This is a genomic window from Alteromonas sp. ABV2_168, assembly GCF_056161165.1.
Genome location: NZ_JBSWYQ010000004.1, coordinates 220,476 through 243,485, shown reverse-complemented (window position 1 = coordinate 243,485; position 23,010 = coordinate 220,476). Strand labels below are relative to the sequence as shown.

General features: G+C 49.8%; 16 protein-coding genes. 7 read left to right on the top strand and 9 right to left on the bottom strand.

What is annotated here, in order from left to right; genetic code table 11:
• Window positions 1-48: 48 nt before the first annotated feature.
• Complete coding sequence (locus tag ACXAH4_RS08755) at window positions 49-3,441, bottom strand: PAS domain-containing hybrid sensor histidine kinase/response regulator (protein ID WP_474881530.1); 3,393 nt, start codon at window positions 3,439-3,441, stop codon at window positions 49-51.
• Window positions 3,442-3,676: 235 nt separating this feature from the next.
• Between ACXAH4_RS08755 and grpE the strand changes: the two genes are divergently transcribed.
• From grpE to dnaJ, 3 genes are all read left to right on the top strand, one after another.
• Window positions 3,677-4,291 carry a nucleotide exchange factor GrpE gene (gene grpE, locus ACXAH4_RS08750; RefSeq protein WP_119503362.1) on the top strand — a complete coding sequence of 205 codons (615 nt, stop codon included), beginning with the start codon at window positions 3,677-3,679 and terminating at the stop codon, window positions 4,289-4,291.
• A gap of 110 nt (window positions 4,292-4,401) precedes the next feature.
• Window positions 4,402-6,330: a molecular chaperone DnaK gene (dnaK, locus tag ACXAH4_RS08745; protein WP_474881528.1), complete on the top strand. Its 1,929-nt coding sequence runs from the start codon at window positions 4,402-4,404 to the stop codon at window positions 6,328-6,330.
• Window positions 6,331-6,511: 181 nt separating this feature from the next.
• The gene (gene dnaJ, locus ACXAH4_RS08740) at window positions 6,512-7,642 is read left to right on the top strand and encodes a molecular chaperone DnaJ (protein ID WP_119500929.1); all 1,131 of its coding nucleotides are present in this window, start codon (window positions 6,512-6,514) and stop codon (window positions 7,640-7,642) included.
• A gap of 54 nt (window positions 7,643-7,696) precedes the next feature.
• Here the strand turns inward: dnaJ and ACXAH4_RS08735 are convergent, their stop codons facing one another.
• A complete protein-coding gene (locus ACXAH4_RS08735; RefSeq protein ID WP_474881526.1) occupies window positions 7,697-9,223 on the bottom strand; it encodes a DUF3369 domain-containing protein in 1,527 nt (508 codons plus the stop codon).
• Between the two features lie 190 nt (window positions 9,224-9,413).
• Window positions 9,414-10,382: an ATP-binding protein gene (locus tag ACXAH4_RS08730; RefSeq protein WP_474851771.1), complete on the bottom strand. Its 969-nt coding sequence runs from the start codon at window positions 10,380-10,382 to the stop codon at window positions 9,414-9,416.
• 294 nt (window positions 10,383-10,676) lie between these two features.
• Here ACXAH4_RS08730 and ACXAH4_RS08725 point away from each other — a divergent pair, with 294 nt between their 5' ends.
• The 3 genes from ACXAH4_RS08725 (at window position 10,677) to ACXAH4_RS08715 (ending at window position 14,679) form a co-directional block, all read left to right on the top strand.
• Window positions 10,677-11,012 carry a DUF3718 domain-containing protein gene (locus tag ACXAH4_RS08725; RefSeq protein WP_474845494.1) on the top strand — a complete coding sequence of 112 codons (336 nt, stop codon included), beginning with the start codon at window positions 10,677-10,679 and terminating at the stop codon, window positions 11,010-11,012.
• 132 nt (window positions 11,013-11,144) lie between these two features.
• Entirely contained in the window at window positions 11,145-11,741 is a 597-nt protein-coding gene (locus ACXAH4_RS08720) for a class I SAM-dependent methyltransferase (RefSeq protein WP_474881525.1), read from the top strand.
• Window positions 11,742-11,880: 139 nt separating this feature from the next.
• Window positions 11,881-14,679, top strand: coding sequence for a rhamnogalacturonan lyase family protein (locus ACXAH4_RS08715; RefSeq protein ID WP_474881524.1), 2,799 nt, complete (start codon window positions 11,881-11,883; stop codon window positions 14,677-14,679).
• Between the two features lie 15 nt (window positions 14,680-14,694).
• Here the strand turns inward: ACXAH4_RS08715 and ACXAH4_RS08710 are convergent, their stop codons facing one another.
• From ACXAH4_RS08710 to ACXAH4_RS08685, 6 genes are read right to left on the bottom strand one after another with little or no spacing between them, the layout of a single operon-like run.
• Window positions 14,695-15,369 (bottom strand): response regulator, encoded by a 675-nt coding sequence (locus ACXAH4_RS08710; protein ID WP_474881522.1) that lies wholly within the window; start codon window positions 15,367-15,369, stop codon window positions 14,695-14,697.
• Between the two features lie 2 nt (window positions 15,370-15,371).
• A complete protein-coding gene (locus ACXAH4_RS08705; RefSeq protein WP_474881521.1) occupies window positions 15,372-16,979 on the bottom strand; it encodes a sensor histidine kinase in 1,608 nt (535 codons plus the stop codon).
• Between the two features lie 18 nt (window positions 16,980-16,997).
• On the bottom strand, window positions 16,998-18,515 hold the full coding sequence (locus ACXAH4_RS08700; protein ID WP_474845502.1) for a tripartite tricarboxylate transporter permease: 1,518 nt from the start codon (window positions 18,513-18,515) through the stop codon (window positions 16,998-17,000).
• Between the two features lie 3 nt (window positions 18,516-18,518).
• Complete coding sequence (locus ACXAH4_RS08695) at window positions 18,519-18,989, bottom strand: tripartite tricarboxylate transporter TctB family protein (protein ID WP_474845504.1); 471 nt, start codon at window positions 18,987-18,989, stop codon at window positions 18,519-18,521.
• Window positions 18,986-19,948 (bottom strand): Bug family tripartite tricarboxylate transporter substrate binding protein, encoded by a 963-nt coding sequence (locus ACXAH4_RS08690; protein WP_474845506.1) that lies wholly within the window; start codon window positions 19,946-19,948, stop codon window positions 18,986-18,988. Before ACXAH4_RS08690 ends, ACXAH4_RS08695 begins: the two co-directional genes overlap by 4 nt.
• 11 nt (window positions 19,949-19,959) lie before the next feature.
• On the bottom strand, window positions 19,960-21,213 hold the full coding sequence (locus ACXAH4_RS08685) for an OprO/OprP family phosphate-selective porin (RefSeq protein WP_474845508.1): 1,254 nt from the start codon (window positions 21,211-21,213) through the stop codon (window positions 19,960-19,962).
• 259 nt (window positions 21,214-21,472) lie between these two features.
• Here ACXAH4_RS08685 and ACXAH4_RS08680 point away from each other — a divergent pair, with 259 nt between their 5' ends.
• Complete coding sequence (locus ACXAH4_RS08680) at window positions 21,473-22,975, top strand: carboxylesterase/lipase family protein (protein WP_474881519.1); 1,503 nt, start codon at window positions 21,473-21,475, stop codon at window positions 22,973-22,975.
• The last annotated feature ends 35 nt before the right edge of the window (window positions 22,976-23,010 follow it).

Sequence of the window (23,010 nt, the reverse complement as noted above, 5' to 3'; positions counted from 1 at the left end):
ACATCAGGTAATTGTGACTATAAAGCGCGCAGTCAGGCTGACTGTGGTTTACCCGTCTGTGATGATAAGCTTTTTCAGCATGCGCTTTAAGGCAGCGGGTTTTACCGGCTTAGGTAAATAGCGCAAACCCGCTGCAGCCGCTTCGTCTCTCACACCGTCTTCCCGGTTTGCTGTATTGAGAATACCGGGTACATTTTTTTGCCAGAAGTCTTTTAACGCAACGGCCGATGTTGTGCCTTTTTCGCCGTAATCCAGGTGAAAATCAACCAGCATCACATCAGGCGCCTGAGGGCATAAGGCTCTGGCTTGTTGTAATGACTGACTGCCGGTGACCGTTGCGCCCCAGCCGGTGAGCAGGGTTTTCATCGCGGTCATGATCTGGTCATCGTTTTCCAGCACTAAAATGTGTTTCTCAGCCAGCCAGTTTGCCGTATTTGCCATGTTTGGATTGATATCTGCTGCAAGCATATTACTACTTTTCTGCAGTGCCCTTACGCCACGGGGCAATGTCACTGTAAATACCGTTCCTTTACCCATTTCCGATTCCAGCGCAACAGGATGACCGAGAAGCTGGCTGATCCTTTCAACGATGGTCAGCCCCAGGCCCAGTCCCTGGTTTCCGGGTAAATGTTCCAGTTGATGAAATTCATTAAAAATCGCTTTTTGCTGACCCGCAGGGATCCCGGTTCCGGTGTCGTACACCCTGATTTGAATCTGATTGTCTGACCGTCGCCGGACGCCAATCAGCACTTTGCCTTCCAGGGTGTAACGGATCGCGTTTGAAATCAGATTCTGGATAATACGCCGGAGCAGTTTTTTGTCTGAACGCACAACCAGTGCAGAGGGAATATAACGGAGTGACAGCGCTTTTTGTTCTGCAATAACCTTAAACTCATCCACCAACGGTGACAGCATGTCGTCGAGGGCAAATTCGGTGACTTGCGGGACTAGTACTCCGGACTCAAGTTTGGTCATATCCAGCAAAGTAGAGAGTAATGATTCGGCACTGTTCAGTGATGTCACCAGTCCCTGTGACAGACTTGCCAGTCCGGTGCCTTCGGTTTTCTGCGACAACATGCCGGCAAACAGAGTGGCAGCATTGAAAGGTTGCATCAGATCGTGACCTGCAGCAGCCAGAAAGCGGGTTTTACTCTCGCTCGCCCGGTCGGCTTCCTGCTTCGCCTGCTCAAGCTGAGCCGTACGTTGTGCTACGCGAACCTCAAGATCTTCTTTTGCTGCCCGCAGTTCATCCTGAATGCGTATATAGGCCGTAATGTCGCTGTAGGTAGTCACGTAACCACCGTGGGGCAACGGGCTGCCGTTAAGCTCAATAACCCGCCCGTCGGGTTGCTTGCGGATATACTGGTAACTGCTGCCGTTTTCCATGTAAGTAACACGTTTGCTTATTTCCGTTTCGACATCCGGAAGATTGCCCAGCAGGCCGCGCTCAGCGTTGTACTGCAATAAGGACTGGATCGGCATACCGGCCTTCAGGAATCCCGGTGGATAGCCAAACAACTCTGTATAGCGGTCGTTCCAGGCCAGCAGGGAAAGATCCTGATCCAGTACGCTTATCCCTTGCTGTATATTTTGTACCGAAGACTGCAATATGTCGTGATTAAACTGGAATGACTGGGAAGCTTCTTCTACCCATTCTACGATGTCACTGAGTTCGCCGCCGCGCTTTTGCGCAATGGCTGAAAGCAGAATACGGGCACCCGGTGTGCCCATCTGAGCAGCCAGTAATTTTTCTACCCGTGACAACAGGCCTGCACTGGCAAACCCTTCTGCATATGCAGAAGAATGGGACAACTGACTTTTAAGCGTGCGGTGCACCGATGGCTCCAGTACCCGGCCGGTGAGCAGGAACAGATCTCTTAATCTGATTGCGAGATCAGGGTGACTGTCGCTGACGATATCGCCTGTATCCGGTGCCTGAACAGACCTGGCGCTGCCCTGATTAAAAAGCAGAGACAATCCGGCCAGGGTGACCAGGTTAATAAACAGGCTAATGATAAAACTCCGGCCCAGCTCCAGTTCAGTCGGCGGACTTTCAAAGTAATAGCTCGACAGAATAGAAGGGTAGAGCAGCCAGGCGCACCAGCAACAAAAACCGGTGAAAATGGCAATAATGACGGCTGTCTTTGATGTCTTTTTCCAGTACAGGCTTAACAACATTGCCGGCAGCAGTTGTCCGAGTAACGCGATAGCAATCACACCGCTTTTCACCAGTGGCGCCGACTGGCTGACGTTCACGTGATACCAGTACGCCACTGACAGCACAACCAGCACGGTTAAACGTCGTACTGTCAGCAGGGTCGACGGCGTCATGGTGTTATGTGGGTCGTCTTTGAGGCGGATTTTCAGCCATAAAGGCGTGATAAGGTTGTTGGAAATCATGATGCCGAGGGCAAGGGTTGCCACGATAATCATACTGGTGGTGGCTGACAGACCACCTATCAGCGCGGCCAGCGCCACACCGGCATTGCCGGCCTGTAATGGCAATGCCAGTACAAAGGCATCCGTTTTTACCACTGAGGTATCCAGTAACACGTGCCCGGCCAGTGCAACCGGCAGAATAAACGTCGTCATGCCAAGCAGGTAGAGAGGAAACAGCCAGCGTGCGGTGCGAATTTCTCCTTCACCGTTACACTCAACAAAATTCATATGAAATTGTCTGGGCAATACAAAGAGTGAGCAAACTCCCAGCAGGACGTGACTGGCATACACAAGCGGTGCGCTGTCTGCGTACAGCACTTCTCTGGCAACGGGGTGACTGGCAGCCTGAGCGATTAAGTCAAAAGGCCCGCTAAACAGGCCATAGCAGACAAAAATACCGACGATGGAAAGCCCCACCAGTTTCACCACCGATTCTACGGCAATGGTCAGCACCAGCCCGGGATGTTTATCGGTAAGGTTTAATGTGCGTGTACCGAACAAAATGGCAAACAGAGCCATGAGTCCGGCGACATACAAGCCAACCGTGTTGGTTCCCTGTTCCGCATCATAAGCAATCAGGCGGATGCTGGCCGAAATGGCATCAAGTTGAAGTGCAATGTACGGGATAACGCCGGTAAAACACAATACGGTGACTGAGGCAGCCAGAAAATGTGAATGCCTGAAGCGCAGGGCGAAGAAGTCTGCCAGTGAGGTCACATTATTTTTCTGGCAATAACGGGAAATTTTTATCAGCACCGGAAAAAGAAAAGCCATACCGGCAATGATCCCGGCATACGTCGGTACCAGTGCCCAGCCAAATTGTGACGCCTGAGTGGTTGTGCCGAAAAATGCCCAGGAAGTGCAGTGAATGCCTAACCCTAAACTGTACAGCACCGGATGCTGCTGATTGTCGCGCAAGCGCTTGTCTCCCCAGAAGGCAACAAGAAACAAAAACGTGAGATAAATCACGGTAATAACGCCGACAGTCCAGATACTAAACATGACCAGAAAGAGATGAAAACAATTCGTTAACAAACTCTACAGCAAACCCGTTGGCAAGCAAATCACAAAAAAATTGCGGTTTAGCCACAAATTTTTCATGGATACCCTTGAAGGGTGGGGAAGTAACCCCATTAATAGCCCCACTGAACGCATTCACGCAGCCTGTGGCACGGACTTTCCTGTGCAGGCCGCTAAGCAAAAATTCACCGCAGATGAGTATTGTTGGGAGGATAGCATGAGCGAAGATCGCGACGTGCAGGATCAAAAACAGCCTGAAGACGCAGAAGTGATTCAGGGTGAAGTAGTTAACGAAGACGCTGCAGAGGCGCAACCGGTTTCTGAGCACGAGCAAAAAGTTTACGAACTGGAAACGGCTTTATCTGACGCTCAGGCGCAGATTAAAGAACAACAGGACAGCGTATTACGTGCCCGTGCCGATATGGAAAATGCCCGCCGTCGTGCTGAAGCTGAAGTGGAAAAAGCCCGTAAATTCGCGTTAGAGCGTTTTGCCGGTGAACTGCTTCCGGTTATCGATAATCTGGAACGTGCTATCCAGGCCGGTGACGGCGAAAATGATGCGGTTAAGCCATTGCTTGAAGGCGTGGATATGACGCTGAAATCTTTCGTCAGCACAATTGAAAAGTTCGGTTTAACACCTATTGATCCACAGGGTGAAGGTTTTAACCCGGAACTGCATCAGGCGATGTCTATGCAGGAAAGTGCAGATCATGCGCCAAACACCGTTATGGCCGTGATGCAGAAAGGGTATCAAATTAACGGTCGCCTGCTTCGTCCGGCCATGGTGATGGTGTCCCGTGCACCTGAAGGTGGCGTTGATACGCAGGCTTAACCGGGGCGGAAGCCAAAAACGACAGATTTTTTCTGGCGACTATTGAAATGGTGCGGGAATAACCCCACTAATAATGCAGAAATTAAAGATTCTTATTTTGGAGACACGTAATGGGTAAAATCATTGGTATCGACTTAGGTACAACGAATTCATGTGTCGCAGTTCTAGACGGCGACAAACCTCGCGTAATTGAAAACGCCGAAGGCGATCGCACAACCCCCTCAATCATCGCTTACACAAACGATGGTGAGACTCTGGTAGGTCAGTCTGCGAAGCGTCAGGCAGTAACCAACCCGACTAATACTTTATTCGCTATTAAGCGTCTGATCGGTCGCCGCTTCGAAGATAAAGAAGTACAGCGCGATATCGACATCATGCCTTACAAAATTGTTAAAGCTGACAATGGTGATGCATGGGTTGAGACCAAAGGCGAAAAAATGGCGCCTCCTCAGATTTCAGCTGAAGTGCTGAAGAAAATGAAGAAGACTGCTGAAGACTTCCTGGGCGAAGAAGTAACCGGTGCTGTTATCACAGTACCTGCATACTTCAACGACTCTCAGCGTCAGGCGACTAAAGACGCCGGCCGTATCGCTGGTCTGGAAGTAAAACGTATTATCAACGAGCCGACTGCTGCTGCCCTTGCTTACGGCATGGACAAGAAGAAAGGCGATAACGTTGTTGCGGTTTACGACTTAGGTGGTGGTACGTTCGATATCTCTATCATCGAAATCGATGAAGTTGACGGCGAGCACACGTTTGAAGTGCTGGCAACCAACGGTGATACTCACTTAGGTGGTGAAGACTTCGATAACCGTGTAATTACTTACCTGGTAGACGAATTCAAGAAAGATCAGGGTATTGACCTGCGTAAAGATCCGCTGGCCATGCAACGTCTGAAAGAAGCCGGTGAAAAAGCGAAAATTGAACTGTCTTCTTCACAGCAAACAGAAGTTAACCTGCCGTACATCACTGCTGATGCGACAGGTCCTAAGCACTTAGCCATTAAACTGACCCGTGCGAAACTGGAATCTCTGGTTGAAGACATGGTGAAAGACTCGCTGAATCCTGTTAAGCAGGCGCTGGCTGATGCTGACCTGTCAGTATCTGATATCCACGATATCATTCTGGTTGGTGGTCAGACGCGTATGCCTCTGGTTCAGAAGTACGTAACTGATTTCTTCGGTAAAGAGCCACGTAAAGACGTGAACCCTGACGAAGCAGTTGCTGTTGGTGCGGCAATCCAGGGCGGTGTATTGTCCGGTGACGTAAAAGACGTACTGCTGCTTGACGTAACGCCTTTGTCTCTGGGTATTGAAACTATGGGTGGCGTAATGACGTCACTGATTGAGAAGAACACTACGATTCCTACTAAGAAATCGCAAACCTTCTCAACGGCGGAAGATAACCAGTCTGCGGTAACAGTACACGTACTGCAAGGTGAGCGTAAGCAAGCTGCCGGTAACAAGTCGTTAGGTCAGTTCAACCTTGAAGGTATCCGTCCTGCGTCACGCGGAACACCGCAAATCGAAGTAACTTTCGACCTGGATGCTGACGGTATTCTGCATGTGTCTGCGAAAGACAAAGATACTGGTAAAGAGCAGAAGATCACCATCAAAGCATCTTCTGGTCTGAGCGATGATGAAATCGAAAAAATGGTTGCTGATGCAGAAGCAAACAAAGAGTCTGATGCGAAGTTTGAAGAACTGATCCAGGCCCGCAACCAGGCTGACGGTATGATTCACGCTACCCGTAAGCAGCTTGATGAAGTTGGCGATGCATTAAGTGCCGACGACAAAGCACCAATCGAAGCTGCTATTTCAGCGCTGGAAACCGCCGCGAAAGGCGAAGACAAAGCTGAAATCGAAGCGAAAACGCAGGAGCTTATCCAGGCGTCTTCTAAACTGATGGAAGCAGCTCAGGCGCAAGCCGGTGCAGCGGGCGGCGCAGATGCCGGTGCTGAACAGCAAGCTTCCGGTAAGAAAGCGGAAGATGACGTTGTTGACGCTGAATTTGAAGAAGTGAAAGACGACAAAAAATAAGCTGTAGTCAGTGTGTCTCCGGTACTTTGTGCCGGAGTGCTGTACAAGCCGGGCGCAGCAGGAAGTTCTTGTTGCGCCTTTGTCGTGTAAAGACCGGCTCAGTGCCGGATGATTTAAAAGTGTGTGGTTTAAGACAACTTGAACCGGGTGCTTGATGTAACGAGTAGGAAAAGTAAGCGATATGTCGAAACGTGACTACTACGAAGTGCTGGGTGTAGATAAAGGTGCTGGCGAACGCGATATTAAGAAGGCGTATAAAAAGCTGGCTATGAAATATCACCCCGATCGCACACAGGGCGATAAAGCACTGGAAGAAAAATTTAAGGAAATCCAGGAAGCCTATGAGGTTCTGACCGATTCGCAGAAACGCGCTGCGTATGATCAGTACGGTCATGCCGGTGTGGATCCGAATCGTGGTGGTGCAGGCTTCGGCGGTGGCGCAGACTTTGGTGACATCTTCGGTGATGTATTCGGCGATATCTTTGGTGGTGGCCGCGGTGGACGTCAGTCCCGCGCACGTCAGGGAGCTGATTTACGTTACAATCTGGAGTTATCGCTTGAAGAAGCGGTGCGTGGTAAAGAAGTTGAAATCCGCGTACCTACGCTGGTGGAATGTGATTCGTGTCACGGCTCCGGTGCGAAAAAAGGCACTTCGCCGACTACGTGCCCAACCTGCCATGGTAACGGTCAGGTACAAATGCGTCAGGGGTTCTTTGCTGTCCAGCAAACCTGTCCGACGTGTTCCGGGCGGGGCAAAATTATTTCCGACCCTTGTAATGCTTGTCATGGTCATGGTCGCAAAGAAAAAACGAAAACCTTGTCGGTTAAAATTCCGGCAGGCGTTGATACCGGTGACCGCATCCGCTTAACCGGCGAAGGTGAAGCAGGGGAGAACGGCGCACCGGCAGGTGATTTGTATGTTCAGGTGCACGTACGCGAGCATGATATCTTCCAGCGTGACGGTAACAACCTGTACTGTGAAGTACCACTTAGCTTCACAACCGCTGCCCTGGGCGGCGAGCTGCAAGTACCTACACTTGACGGTAAAGTGAAGCTGAAAGTGAGTCCGGAAACCCAAACCGGCCGTATGTTCCGTCTGCGCGGAAAAGGCGTGAAGTCGGTAAGAAGCGGCGTGACCGGCGATCTGATGTGTAAGGTAGTGGTTGAGACCCCGGTTAACCTGTCTGCAAGACAAAAAGAATTGCTGCAGGAACTGGACGACTCTATGGGCGGTGATTCTGCGAAGCACCGACCGAAGGAAAAAGGTTTCTTTGACGGCGTGAAGAAATTCTTCGACGACCTGACTAACTAATCAAATCCAAAGCATTATAAAAGCCCTCGTATGAGGGCTTTTTTGTGCCTGATGTTATTCCTCGTCCGGAGCTTGTGCGCGGATTTCCTGAATCTGCTCAAAATGCTCCAGCATGACATGTGTGATGATAGGGTCGAATTGCTTACCGGCATTTTCAGTCAAATAAGCTTTGACATCTTCTGTGCTCCAGGGCGGCTTGTAGCAGCGTTTTGATAACAGTGCATCGACAACGTCAACGATAGCCATGATACGGCCTTCAATAGGGATATCGTCACCAGCCACTCCTTCCGGATAGCCTTCACCATCCCAGCGTTCATGGTGAGTTTTGGCAATGATAGCGCCCATCTTCGCGACAATTTTGTCGGAGCCTGCCAGTAATTCGTAGCCTTTCGCAGCGTGGGTTTTCATGATTTCCCATTCATCCGGAGTCAGTTTACCGGGCTTGTGCAAAATGGTTTCCGGAATACTGATTTTACCCACATCATGCAGGGCAGAAGCATAGCGGATGGTTTCAATAAACTCGTCACTCATGAACAGTTTTTCAGCCAAAAACTCTGACATCAGCATGACACGCTTAACATGGCCGCCGGTTTCTTTACTGCGCATTTCTATGGCGTCACTGAGCACCATAATCAGCTCTTTCTGGGTATGCTGAATATCTTCTTTGTGCATCAGGTTCTGGAAAATGACGGACACATTTGAGGCAAACATTTCCAGCGTTTTCAACTGAAACTTATTCAGCGGCTCGCTTAGTTCCACATACAGAATATTATGGCTGTCTTTGCCCGTGGGGTAGTAGCCGATGAACAGCTCTTCAGATTGGAAATGAGATTTCTTCTCCAGTACTTCTTTCACTTTCTCCGCAATTTCATCCGGGATCTCTGCTGAAACGCCTTCTTTACTCAATCCCACCAGATCACCGCTGGCACCGAGCACGGTCATTTTAGTGTGGCCGTACAAGTCTGTGTGCTGGGCAGATAAATACAGTACAGAGTTATTCAGATTAAGCAGAGTCAGGGTTTGTTTTAACACTGCGGTGCCGAATTGTCCCAGCGACTGGCTTTCCAGAATTGAAGATGAAGACTGTAACACGCCTTCGATGCCCCGTTTACCTTCCTCAATAGTCTGGATATCACGGTAGGAGCGGATAGCCGTGTACACACAGGATTTCAGTTTTGAAGAGGTCAGTTCGGTTTTCGACTTGTAATCGTTGATATCATAGCGGCTGATCACTTCTTCTTCCGGTGCCTGACCCGGCTGCCCGGTGCGTAAAACTAAACGTGTCGTACGGTTCTTAAGTGTATTGCGAATGGCGTCGATAAGGTTCAGACCAGCTTCATCTGTCTCCATGACCACGTCGACAAAAGCCAGCGCGATGTCTGGCGTATTTTTGAAGAGTTCAAGTCCTTCCTTAGCGCTGTATGCCGACAATAATTCGAGATTGCGGTTCTCAAAGGTAAATTTTTGCAGCGTGAGTTTCGTGACCTTATGCACATCACGTTCATCGTCAATAATGACTACTTTCCAGGGGGGGAGCTTCGATTTCTTGACTGCAATCTCTGACTTTTTAAATAACGGCATATACGACTAAAAAAGTTTGCGTTGCTTAAACTTAATTCACAATCTGCGATACCGCAAATGTGAACAGGCAGATAATTTCAAATTATTAAAAAGCCAGCCTCAGCCTGAAGGTGGCTCATGGTGCCGGAGCGGTAATATTCATTCGAAATAGTCATCTATGACTCAAGTTCACCGGACACATGGCGAATTTTCAGGCGGAATGTGGTGCCTTCGTCAGGTGCTGAGATGAGTTCAACTTCGCCCTGAAGTTTTTGGATAACAAGGTTGTTAAAATGTTCCGACCAAGACCAGTGCCACCCTGATCCCGCGCAGTGGTGTAGAAAGGCTCGAACACTTTTTTGTGCAGTGAGGCGGGAATGCCTTTGCCGTTGTCACTGACACTGATGATGACGCCGTCATCCACACCATAGCAGCCCACAGTGATGAGATTGCCCCCGTTATTTTTATAGCCGTGAAATCCGTGTCGTTGTGCGTTTGAAAGTAAGTTAGTAAGTAGCTGGGCAATAATACCCGGACTGGTAATGATGATAGTGTCAGGGTGAATATCCAGCTTAAGTTGGATGTTGTCTTTTTTAAGCATAGGCCGCAGGGGATTGCATACTCTGGGAATGTAATCATCGGGAGATAAACGTTCCACGTCCATGGATGTCTGGTCGGCAGAGGTACGTTTGAAGTCCTGTACGAGGTCGGCAGCCCGGAAGAGGCTGGATTCAGCCAGATTGAGTCCTTCATTGCATATATCATTAAAATCTCTGAAGCCTTCTTCCGACAGTTCCCCGGATTCAAAATCCTTATAAATCCCGGCAAGTTCTTCCTTACAGTTACTGACAGAAGTAAGCGCAATGCCGGCCACCAGATTCCCCAGTGCTGCCATTTTTTCTGACTGAACCAGTTTCTCCCGTGCTGATTCCAGAGATCGCAGAGTATCTTCAAGCTCTGCGGTACGATCCTTAACTTTTTGTTCCAGCGTCTGATTAGCTTCAATGAGCTTATTCTCATAATCAGCCCGCTCCTTGGCACTCACTGCCCGGCCGTATAAGTCGGCCAACGCCGCAGCAAACACAATTTCATCGGGATCCCACTGTCTCGGGTTTCCGCGATGTTCGCAGCATATTATTCCAATCATATTACCACGGTGACGTATAGGTACATCGAGCATGGCGTTGATATTCAGGGGCGTCAGGTAGCATTCAGCAAACTGGGCATGTCGGTTCTAGCCTAAAGTTCAATCGAGGCATCACATCCGGTCTTCTATTCGAATGAATGTAAATAGCACTAATTGTTAGTCAATACGGCCACTTGAGCTGGCTAAAACAATCACTCATTTTGCTATCATCAGAGCATTTAAAATTAAGTTATTGATTTTAAATAGATAAAAAAGTTGGCACTTCCATTGCGATAGTAAGAGCAAGCATAACGCTTAAATCTCTTAATAATTGAAAAGGAAATAATTATGAAAGCATTTACGAAAACTCTGGCTGTTGTTGGTTTGTCTTTTGGTGCAATGGGTATGGCAAACGCAAGTCCTGAATTGACGCCTGCAGATACAGCAGTGACGTCTAAAATTTGTGTCACCGCAGCAACCGGCAGCAAACTGAAGCTTCGAAATGCGCTGGAAGATGCTGGTCTGACTAAGCACTATGTTGAAAATAATGTTACCTGTAATGGCCTGCCTATTGTTGAATTTGTTGCACAATACAGCGACAACCCTGACAGCATTAATGCCTTTATCACCAGTGGTAAATATGTGGCTGACAACTACATCGCGAGTGTAAAATCCCGTCATTAATCCGGTTTTGCGTTATGTTTACTTACCCCGCTGGGATGTCGGCGTTGCCGGAGCGGGGTGAGGTAAACATCTGGACTTCCTTCCCTATATTCTGTTTACTCTCCCTATCATTCGTTTTATTCCGTCACTTTTATGGAACCCCGTCAGACCGGTGAAAAGTACGATCGTATCGCTCGCTGGTGGCATGAACGTCATCAACATTCTCAATATGGTGTAGCTGCTGTAACCCGTGCACTGGATTACCTTGGTGAGGGAACCGTTGCACTGGATGCAGGTTGCGGTGCAGGCGGCAGAATGGTGAGGTTGATGGAGGAACGGGGGCTTGCTGTAACCGGTGTGGATGTATCTGCTGAAATGATAGCGCTGGCGAAAGCGCAACACCCTGAGCACACATTTATTCATCAGGATATTTGCTCCTTTAAGCCTGAAGTGCAATATGATTTTATTCTTGCCTGGGACAGCCTTTTCCATCTTCCTTTTAGTGCCCAGGAACAGGTCATTGCTAAGCTGAGCAAACATGTTGCTGAAGGCGGGATCTTGCTGCTGACTTGCGGCAACGATTGTGGTGAACATACTGACAGCTGGATGGATGATACATTCTATTACAGTTCAATTGGTATTAACCGGAATCTTCAACTCATGATGTCAGCCGGACTGACCATCGTGCATACTGAACTTGACCAGTATCCGCAAAAACATGTGCTGATTATCGCCAAAAGGCAAGATTAGAAACAGTTCAGATGACAGCGAATTTTCGCATTTGAACCAAACTGACAGAAGTTGACAGGTTTGGCTTGAGTCCTTGCGTGTAATTTTCTAGTTTACGAAAAATTAACATTTTTGTTGATATTTTGGACAAGGAAAATACATGATATTCCAGACTAAGCATCGTGCACTAAAATCCGGCCGCCTTATCACCGGCGCCTTAATCCCTCCCGTCCTTATGCTCAGTGCCGCATGCGCTGATGCCAGCGACAGACACAGACAAAATCAAAGCGATCCCGCTACCGGTATCATCATGGAATCCCTCGACCGGGGACTGGTTGTCATTCCCGCTGAGCAGGGCAACGCGGTGAGCTGGCGGTTGCTGGGCACCGATCCGCTCGATATTTCCTTTGAAATTTACAGGAACGGTCACAAGCTGAACGGTAAAAAGCTATCCGGTGCGACTTTCTTCACCGACCCGCAGGGAGACAAAGATGATGTGTATGAAATTAAAGCTTCCGGCTTGAACAACAAAAATAAACGCAAGAAAGATCGCAGTGCTGCCATGGCCACAGCCTGGCAGGATGTGATGCTGCAGATCCCGCTGAACAAGCCTGCGGACGGCTGGGTAAACGGACAATCCTTCACTTATTCTGCAAATGATGGCTCGGTGGCGGATTTAACGGGAGATGGCCGGTACGAAGTCATTGTTAAATGGTATCCGTCAAATGCCAAAGACAATTCACAGGCCGGTCATACCGGAAACACGTACCTGGATGCCTACACGTTGGAAGGACAGCAACTTTGGCGTATTGACCTTGGCAGGAATATTCGTTCCGGCGCCCATTATACTCAGTTTGTTGCCTATGATTTCGATCAGGATGGCCGGGCTGAAGTAGCCATGAAAACGGCGGATGGCACTGTGGACGGAGAGGGTATGGTAATGGGTGATACCAACGCAGATTACCGTAACAGTCAGGGATACGTGCTGGACGGACCTGAATTTCTAACCATGTTCGATGGTTTGTCAGGAAAGGCACTGGATACCATTGATTATGTCCCTGAGCGGGGCAGTGTAAGCAGTTGGGGGGATGGTTACGGAAACCGGGTGGATCGCTTTCTTGCTGGCGTGGGCTATTTTGACGGCTCCACACCCACCGCTTTTTTCGCCAGAGGGTATTACACCAGAGCAGTTGTCAGTGCCTTCGACTGGGTTGACGGTCAGTTTGTCAGCCGCTGGGTTTATGACAGTAATAACGGCGGTGCAGATGCCGGTGGATATGGTCAGGGAGCCCACAGCAATTCTGTGGGAGATGTTGACGGCGACGGAAAAGATGAGATCGTGTACGGCGCCGCTACTATCGACGATGACGGCCATTTGCTGTATAGCACGGATTTAGGTCACGGTGATGCTTTGCATATGTCGGATATCGATCCTGAACGTCCCGGTCTTGAAATTCATATGGTGCATGAATCACCGTCTGCCTATACCAAAGACGGCACAGAGTATGGCGTTGAATTACATGATGCCGCCACCGGTGAAATCTTATGGCATCGTTCAGGCAACGGTACCGATGTGGGGCGGGGCGTAAGTGCTGATATTGACCCCGCATATACAGGTAACGAGAACTGGGCAACCCGGGGCGGACTGGTCGCTGCCAACGGAACAGTTATTTCGGATACCCGGCCGTCTCAGGTAAATTTTTTATCATGGTGGGATGGTGATTTGAATCGCGAGTTACTGGACGGAAACCGGATCTATAAGTGGCAGCCGGCTACGGAAACCTCTGAAGTCGTACTCGATGGAAGCGAATGGGGAGCCGTGTCGAATAACGGCACGAAAGCAACGCCGGTTCTGTCGGCAGATATATTGGGTGACTGGCGGGAAGAAGTCATTTGGGCCAACAGTGACAGCAGTGCTTTACTTCTCTTTTCTACCACTGAAGACACGGAATACCGTATTCCGGCATTGATGCACAACCCGCAATACCGGACAGCTATTGCGTGGCAAAACGTGGGTTATAACCAGCCGCCTCATCCTTCCTTTTACCTGGGAAGTGATATGAAAGCTATGCCGGTATATGACATTCAGACACAAAAAAGTCAGTTGTGGCTGCAGGCTGTTGCCCGCGGAAATGCAGACTCGGTTGAAATCAGCATTCATTCAAACGGCTATCCTTACAAAGGAATGACACTGTATAAGAGTTTATCTGATGATCCGGAAACCCGGGAATTGCTCACTACTCTGGGCAGTGGTGAAAGCCGTTTTGTGGACACTGATGTCGAACCGGACACCCGGTATTACTACTGGGGCAGTGTGAAAAGTAAGCATAATGAGCCTGAGTTATTGCCTGTGACAACTGCAACATTAACTTCAAGCGACATACCGGATATCCGCACTTTTCATCAAAGTTCTGCTAGTCCGGTAACCTTAAGCTGGTTCACTGCGAATATTGAAGTGAGTAGTGTATTTGTGTTCCGCGCAGAGCGTGTTGAGGGTGAAGCCGATCCCGTTTTTGAACAGGCATCAGGAGTCGCTTCACTTGCAGCGGATTCAACACAGTGGACAGATGAATCATCAGTGCCCGGTACGCCGTACATTTACTGGCTGGTGTTTGATACTGCGTCAAAAGGCCAGATAACCAGTGATCCGGTGAATGCAGAACGTCTGCTGGAGCCCAAAACACATTTGTCTGCAGTGCAAAACGGTGACGGTATTGTGGTCAGCTGGCAACTGGAAGATTTCCCGCAAGCTATTCGTGGTGTACAACTTTACCGGAACACCAAAGCAGAACTGAGCGGGCGCACGCGTATCAGCCCGTCAGCGCCGGTCAGCGGCAGCCTGACCGACACCTTGTCACTGGAAAATGGTACAACCTACTGGTACATGTTTAAACTGACCATGGAAGACGGTACAACTTACAACACCGAACCGGAAGCTGCGGTTACATTTGTGCAGTAGCCTTTTCCTGCGTTGCTATCTCAACCGGTAGCAGCGCTCGGGGCGGCCCACGTTGCCGTAAACCTGCTCAGCAATAAGCTCTTCGGTTTCCAATAAGTATTCGAGATAGCGACGGGCGGTGGAGCGGCTTACGCCGACAGTGTCACCAACCTGTTGTGCACTCAGGCTGTCTTTAGGCGCTGCAGTAAAGACCTGCTGTATTTTTTGAAGTGTCAGGCCATCTACGCCTTTGGGTAAGCGCTGCGCCTTTCCGTCGCTCTGCCGGCTGAAGAATTGATCCACGACAGTTTGCGTAAGCTCTGACGCACCGGATAACTGCTTATGGCGGTTCTCAAAGTTCTGCAGGGCCTGTTCCAAACGACTTTGCAGAATCGGTTTTACCAGAAAGTCAGACACGCCTAATTTCATTGCCTGCTCCAGTACCTGTACTTCTTTCGCTGCCGTTAGCAGAAACACTTCTGTCTTCTGCAATTCATCGTGATGGCTTTTCATCAGTTCAAGGCCATTACCGTCGGGCAGATAAACATCCAGCAGAAGTAAGTCAGGCTGCATGGCGCCGAGCAAAGCTTCAGCTGCCGCCACGTTATTTGCCATGCCCATCACCATGTAGCGACCGGTTTGAATGAGGTACTGAGCCAGATACTGGGCTACGTGGGGCTGATCTTCAACAATAATACAAGAGTAGGGCATAACTATTTTGACACTTCTGTTCTCGGAATATACACAGAGAAGCGGGCTCCGCCTGATTCCGACTCGCCAATCTCGATACTGCCGTTGCAGCCTTCAAGATGCGTTTTCACTATATACATGCCCACTCCATGACGGGCATCAGATTTTGAGCTGAACGACGGTGCGAAAATACGTTCATATTCAGCAGCGGGAATACCGTCACCGCTGTCTTCAACATCGAAAACGATATTATTGCCCATTTCTTCCAGGCTCACACTGACTTTTGCCGGCCGGTGACTGCTCGCACGCTGGGACGCTTCGATGGCATTATCGATCAGGTTACCGAAGATAGAAACCAGACATTCGAGTAAGTGTTTATCGTTAATCACAGAAAGCTGCGTATCCGGACTGATGTCCAGCGCCACATTGCCTTCCTGTGCTTTGTGATATTTGCCGAACAACAAAGCGGCGAGCACCGGCGTTTGTACCCGGCCGACCAGACTGTGTACCTGCGTCTGCACTTCCTGACTTTCATTACTGATCAGTTCAAGGGCTTTTTCCACATTCCCCATCTGCAGCAAGGCGGCAAGGGTATTCAGTTTGTTCGAGTAATCGTGAGTCTGAACCCGCAGCAGCTCAGCAAACGCTTCCACCCGTGCAAGTTGCTGTGACAAATGTTCCACTTCATCGGCAGGACGCATCGTCAGCATCAGGCCGGCCATCTGACCCTGAACTTGTAAAGGTACGCGGGATAACACCAGCCATTGTTGATTGGCAAACAGTTCGAAACCAAGGATGTGTTTGTCGGTGTTTTTCAGCAGAAATTCTGCATGCTGGGGCAGGATGTCGTTTATCGTGCCGCCGTTTTCGTTCTCAGCGAATAACAATACCCTGGCACGCTGGTTCATGCGTTGTATTTTACCGTCCAATGTCATGGCAATGATACCGGTCCGCACGGTGTTAAAGATAGCTTCCTGCTCGGCATACAAGCGGCCAATTTCATCCGGTTGCAGACCAAATAAACGACTACGCACACGGTTACCAATCCAGCGCGCGGCAATCACAGCCAACGCCAGAATCACAAAAATAACGCCCAGGATAAGCCAGGTTTGTTGCTCAATGGCGAGGCTTACTGATTTTTCCAAAAATCCCACAGACACCAATCCGATGACATCGCCACTGGCATTGATAACCGGCGCTTTACCACGGATTGACGGACCCATAGAACCCGTTGAAGAGGAGATGTAATAGTTGCCTTCCAGTGCAGCCTGACTGTCGCCGCCTTGCATTGGCTGGCCGACACGATCTGTTACCGGGTGAAATAAACGGATTTTACTTTCGTTACCAATGACAACATAACTGGCGCCGTAACCGTGTTGCAGCAGAGCGAGTTCCCGCTGAAGCGGTTCAGGAACGGATTCTGCTTCTACAGCATGGATGATATCGGGACGACTGGCGAGGGAACGGGCAATGGCAAGGGCCTGTTGCCCGGTTTTTTCTTCAATGACAGATGCCAGCAGATACTGGCTGGCAAAGCCTAATACAGCAAGCTGTAGCAGGCTCATAACAACAATGGCGGCAACTAACCAGGATTCCAGTTTGTTACGAATGAAATAACGTCTTGTTGCCACCAGTTATTTTGCCCCTTTTTAGTCCGGCGTTGCCGTTGTATTTGCCCGGCGGTTTTTGACAAAACCTAACAGCGGTACCAGCAACACAACAATTGCCACGATCAGAATCGACAGGGTAAGCGGCCGCTCCCAGATGAAACTGAATGAACCGTCTGAAATCAGCATGGCACGACGGAAGTTACGCTCAATCATGTCGCCCAAAATAAAGCCCAGTAGCAGCGGGGCCATAGGGAATTGTAATATGCGCAGGACAACCGCCACGAAGGCAAACCCGATCATCATAAATAAATCGAATGTGTTAAAGGATACCAGATACACGCCAATTAAACTGAAGAACAGAATAAAAATGGTCAGCAGTGATTTGGGCAATACCAGCACTTTGGCCAGATACGGGATCAGTGGCAGGTTCAGGATGAGCAAAACCACGTTACCAAAATACATGGACACAATGACAGACCAGAATACGTCAGGATTTTCCTGCATAAGCAGCGGTCCCGGTTGTAAGCCGTAAGCAATCAGTGCACCCAGCATAATTGCCGTCGTACCTGATCCAGGGATCCCCAGCGTTAACAAAGGGACAAATGAACCTGTACACGCCGCGTTGTTCGCTGCTTCAGGTGCAGCAAGACCACGCTTGGCACCCTGGCCAAACTCTTTCTTGAAGCGGGCAGGGGCCAGATTTCTTTCTGCGGCATAGGCCATAAAGCTGGCGATGGTTGCACCGGCACCGGGCAAAACACCAATTAAAAAGCCAAGGATGGATGAACGGCCTACTGATGGCGCGATTTCTTTTACTTCGTCTTTGCTCAGCTTAAAGCTGCCCAATTGATTACCGCCCATGCTGGTGTCTTTAGCACTGTCAGGCTTAATGACATTCATCAAGGCTTCTGACAAGGCAAAGGTGGCCATAGCAATCAGCAGAAAGCTCAACCCGTCCAGCAAATCGGGCTGGCCGAAAGTAAAGCGCTCAGTACCGGATGACGGGTCGATACCAATGGTGGACAGGGCAAGACCAAATACGGTCATCATCATGGCTTTTAAAAATTCGCCGTTGCTGGAGAACGCTGCAATAGCGGTTAAACCTACCAGCATTAACATTACATAGTCGCCGGAATGGAAACTCAGCGAGACTTCTGCCAGCGTGGGAGCTGCTACCATCAGCATTATCGCGCCAATGGTGCCGCCGGTGAAAGAGGCCCAGGCCGCGATAGCCAGTGCTTTACCGGCCTGTCCCTTCATAGCCAGCGGATAACCGTCGAAGGATGAGGCAACGGTGCCGGCAATGCCCGGTGCATTAATCAAAATGGAGCTGGTTGAGCCACCAAAGATGGCACCGTAATAAACCCCGGCCATCAGGATCATGCCTGAACTCGGGCCGATACTGTAAGTGATGGGGATCATTAATGCGATGGCAGTAATGGGTCCTAAGCCCGGGAGCATACCGATAAAGGTACCGACCAGACAGCCAATCACAACATACATCAAATTGTGCCACTGGAATGCGGCATCCAGGCCTATCATCATTGCATCAAACATGGGTTAACTCCAAAGGCTGCCGGGGGCCAGGTAAATATCAAGAAGTTGGGTCATGAGGAGCCAGAAAAACACCACCATAGGGACTGAGGCGAACAGCACTATGCGGGCGCGTCTTTCTCCCATAACCCAAAAGCCGGAAATCAGAAAAATAAGTGTTGCCACAATGAACCCTAACGGATCGAGCAGCGCGCTGTAGATCACCATCAGCAGCATAACAACCGCGGTCTGACGAACGGTATGTTTAGTGATCCCCAGCGGCTTTTGTTCGCCCTGTGGTTCCTTACTTTTAATCATATGGCTGACGATAGCTAAAAAACTGAACAGAGCGCCTGCCATGGCGTAGAGTTTTGGCATAGTGGATGAATCCACCACTTCATATTGTTCAAACGGTAGCAGAGGAATTTGCCAGGCATAGATACCGTAAAACGTGAAAAAAACGAGAAACAGGGCAGGGCCGGTTAACTGACGTGTCATTGTTGTTGCTCCTGTTGAATAAAGCCAAGTTGAATCATCAGGGTCTTAATTTGTGCTTCCTGGGCTGCCAGGTCTGCGGCAAAATCGTCCGTGGTACGGAACAAATCCATCCAACCGTTCCGGTCACGAACTGCCGCCCACTCAGGGGTTTTCAGCAGCGCGGCGTATTTATCGATATATTCCTGTACTTTTTCATCAGATGTATCAGGCGCTGCAAACAATCCACGCCAGTTTACGAACGTTGCGTCGTAGCCCAGCGATTTTAAAGTGGGAATATCCGGATAGGCGGGCACGGTTTCAGGGGCTGTGATGGCTAAAATACGTGCCTGGCCACCTTCTGCAATTTCCAGTGCTTCGCTTAATCCGGTAGAAAGCATTTGTACTTCACCTGAAAGCAGTCCGGCTTTTGCCTGACCGCCTGCGTCATAAGGGATGTAGCGGATGCGGGCACCGTCTAGGCCGGCAGCATTGACTGCCAGCGAAGCCACCAGATGATCCATACTGCCCCGTGCAGAACCGCCTGCGATGGTCAGTTCACGGACGTTTTTGGACAGGATCGCTAAGGCTTCATTCCAACTTTTGATGGGCGAGTCTTCTCGCACCACAAAGGCGCCGTAGTCAGCAATTATGCTGGCTACGGGTTTCACATCACGGTAGCTGAAGGGTACCTGACCGGTTAACGCACGAATTACAATAGGCGTAGAGTTAACCATCAACATATCGCCGTGTTTGTTACCCGATTCAATCAGATAAGCGATAGCGCGACCGCCACCCCCACCGGACATATTCTGAAACGAGGCGTTATCTGAAATACCTGACTTCATCAACGCTTCCCCGATACCACGACCGGTAGTGTCCCAGCCTCCGCCGGGGCCGCCCGGGATCAGAAAGTGATCCTTGGCGAAGGCACTGGCACTCACCAGCCACAATATTGCTGCACTAATCAAAACAGAACGCATGAATCCCTCCGTTAGAAGTCGTAATGGAAACGCATGGTGATGGCATTGCCGCTGGTTTCATCACCCACAAGCGCTTCTGTGCCGGGGCCTGACACTTTGCTATGCACGCCGTTCAGCATAATTTTTGTATTTTCATCGATGTAGTAAGACACACCCGCCGTGAATGATTTGGCCCGGGTGCCCTGAAATTCGCTGGTGGCATCCATAGACGAAACGCGGGCGGCTATTTCCCACGCGTCTTCAACGCCTTTAGGCTGATTGAAACGTGCGCTGCCTTTGGAATATGACTTACTCTCGCCGGTTAGCATGTAGCTGGCCTGAAAGTAATAGCCGTCATAGTTTTCGTCGTCGGGCAAGGATGCAGGATCGCTGGTGGCGATATTGCGCCGGGCTACTTCACCCTGAACCAGTAAGCTGTTGTACTGGTAGGCGGCTTCAATACCGTACTGACTCAGATGGTCAAGGGGCACGGTGTCGCCGCCTGCGGCATAATTTACCAGTCTCACGTTCGGCTCTCTGACTTCCGCACGGGCAAAAGAAGCTGACAACTGGCTGTTATCCATTTTGCGGTATGAGCCCCATGAGCCCAGGTGGATCAGATTGTTTTCTTTAAATTCGTGCGCCCAGGTGAGGCGTCCGGTGGTTGCCAGTGAAATGGCGGAGTCATCATCGGTACCTTCTGCGCCGAATGCATCGTTTTTATGTACACCCACAGCGTAACGTAAACCTGTTGACGGGAAGTATTGATACGCAGCCACACCCCAACGGAAATAGGGCGACATAGTATTTGCCATGCTCGCACGCTCAATTAAAGCCATATGCTTAGAGCTGGTCAGAGCGTCAAGAGTAATGTCTTCACGGATTTTACCGAACTTAATCGTCGGGCCGTTTTCAAAACCGGTATATTCAAAACGAAGTAACAAAATTTCGATGGTTTCTTCGGCAAATTCCAGAATCATCTTGTATTCCAGATCGCTGCGTTCGCCTTCTACCGACAACCGCGCACGGCGGGGAAAAATAGTAGAACCTGTGTTGCCTTCGTTGTCTGCATTGTAGGCGCCGTCAAAGATGTTAGCGTCTATCTGAAGTCGTCCGCCTAACGTCACCCATTTATCGTCACTTGCGTCTTTCGCTTCCATTGATGCGAGCTGTTGCTCTAACTGAGAAAGCCTGTTTTCAAGAGACTGATTACTGGTTGATTCCGTTTGTGCCGAAGCCTGATAAGTGGCTGCCAGGCACAGCAGACCAATTGTTGTTTTATGCATCACAAAGTACCTCAATGTTTCGTGACGCAAGAATATTGTTAGTCCTTTGTTAAGGCTATGTAATGGATGTTTTTGTGCTTGAAAATATAACTGTCTGTTTTGTTTGTTTTGTCCATGAACTTAATGAACAAAATAGATCAGGTTGCAGGAATAAAAGAAGCTTTACCGGTAACAATTACTGTCTGATAATGTTAAGTTAATGTTATTGTTGCATAAACTTTAACGGTGCCCGTCACCGGTTTCTATGATGAGGACCAGGATGTTATTCACTTTTTTTTGCTGCCAGCGCTTTCGCGGGTGTTTCTCTGTACTGTTTTTAACTATTTCGTCGCTATCCTGCGGGTATGCTGCCGGCCATGACACGCCTGAGGTGACTCTCGCCTCCGGTAAAGTAACCGGACAGCATGCAGACGGAATAAACTTTTACCGCGGTATGCCTTATGCCAAAGCGCCGGTGGGTAACTTGCGCTGGCAGCCGCCTCAGGCACCGGATGCTATTGCATCGCCCTATGCAGCAACGTCTTTCTTTCCTCCCTGCCCGCAGCGGGGCAAAGATAATGGCAGCGAAGACTGTTTGGGAATTAATGTATTCTCCCAGTCAGCGGATGACGGGCAGACTGCGCGGCCAGTGTTAGTGTGGATTCATGGTGGCGGGTATGTAGGTGGATCAGGTGATTTGGATCCCAAAATCGTTTCACACTGGGTAAGTCAGGGACTCGTACTGGTATCGTTTAACTACCGGCTTGGTGCACTGGGTATTTTTGCTCATCCGGCTTTATCTCAACCTGATGGTGTTAACTATAGTGTGATGGATATGGTCGCTGCGCTGTCCTGGGTTCAGGACAATATCGCTGAATTCGGTGGCGATCCCGCCAGGGTGACGATTGCCGGCGGCTCTGCAGGTGGCATGGCCGTGCAGATGCTAATGGTAACACCCAAAGCTGAAGGTTTGTTCTCCGGCGCGATTTCTCAAAGTGGCTACGGCACCTGGCCGTTGCCACGCACTTCAGGTGCACCGGCCCTTCAGGGCAGCCCGGATGCAGAGATCCTGTCCTCTGCCATCGCACAGCGGGCAACGGGAACAGACAAAGTCAGCAGGGAGCAACTTTATCAGACCAGTCCGGAAGCATTCGTCAATGCGATAAACGGCTTTCACCTGCCGGTTGCAGACGGTATCACGTTGCCCGACGAACCGGCGCGATTGTTTGCTCAGGGGAAGCAGCACGCTGTACCTTATATTAGCGGCGGAAACAGTTACGACGGCAATGTTTATCCCTATGCCGGTGTGTCACCTCAGCGCATGCTCACCTTAACGGCATCTGCTGCTGACAGTGTGCAAAAAGCGTATGGACTGGGCGAGCAGGCGCTGACGGCCTTACCTTTTCAACATTTGTTCGGTGATTTACGTTATGTTCTGGCCGGTATGGTGACAACCGGCGCAATGCAAACTGTTAAGCAACCGGGGTACCGTTACTTTTACGATGTTGCGGATGAGACTACGCCGGGGGCAGGTCATGCCTCAGAAACCTTTGCACTTTTTAAACCTGCCGGCGATGATGCCGTTAAAGCGATGCAGGCGTACTGGCGGAATTTCATAAGAACCGGCAACCCGAACGGGCAGGGCTTATCTGAGTGGCAGCCAGTGGATAAGCAGGACAAGAACTGGATAGTTTTTGATAAGACAGCCCATGCTGAAAAAGAGGTCAGAGCCGGAAAGCTTGGCATACTGCGACAGGTTTATCAGACGCGGGTGAATCCTTAACCCCGTTTGTTATTATCAATAACAAGGCATATCTG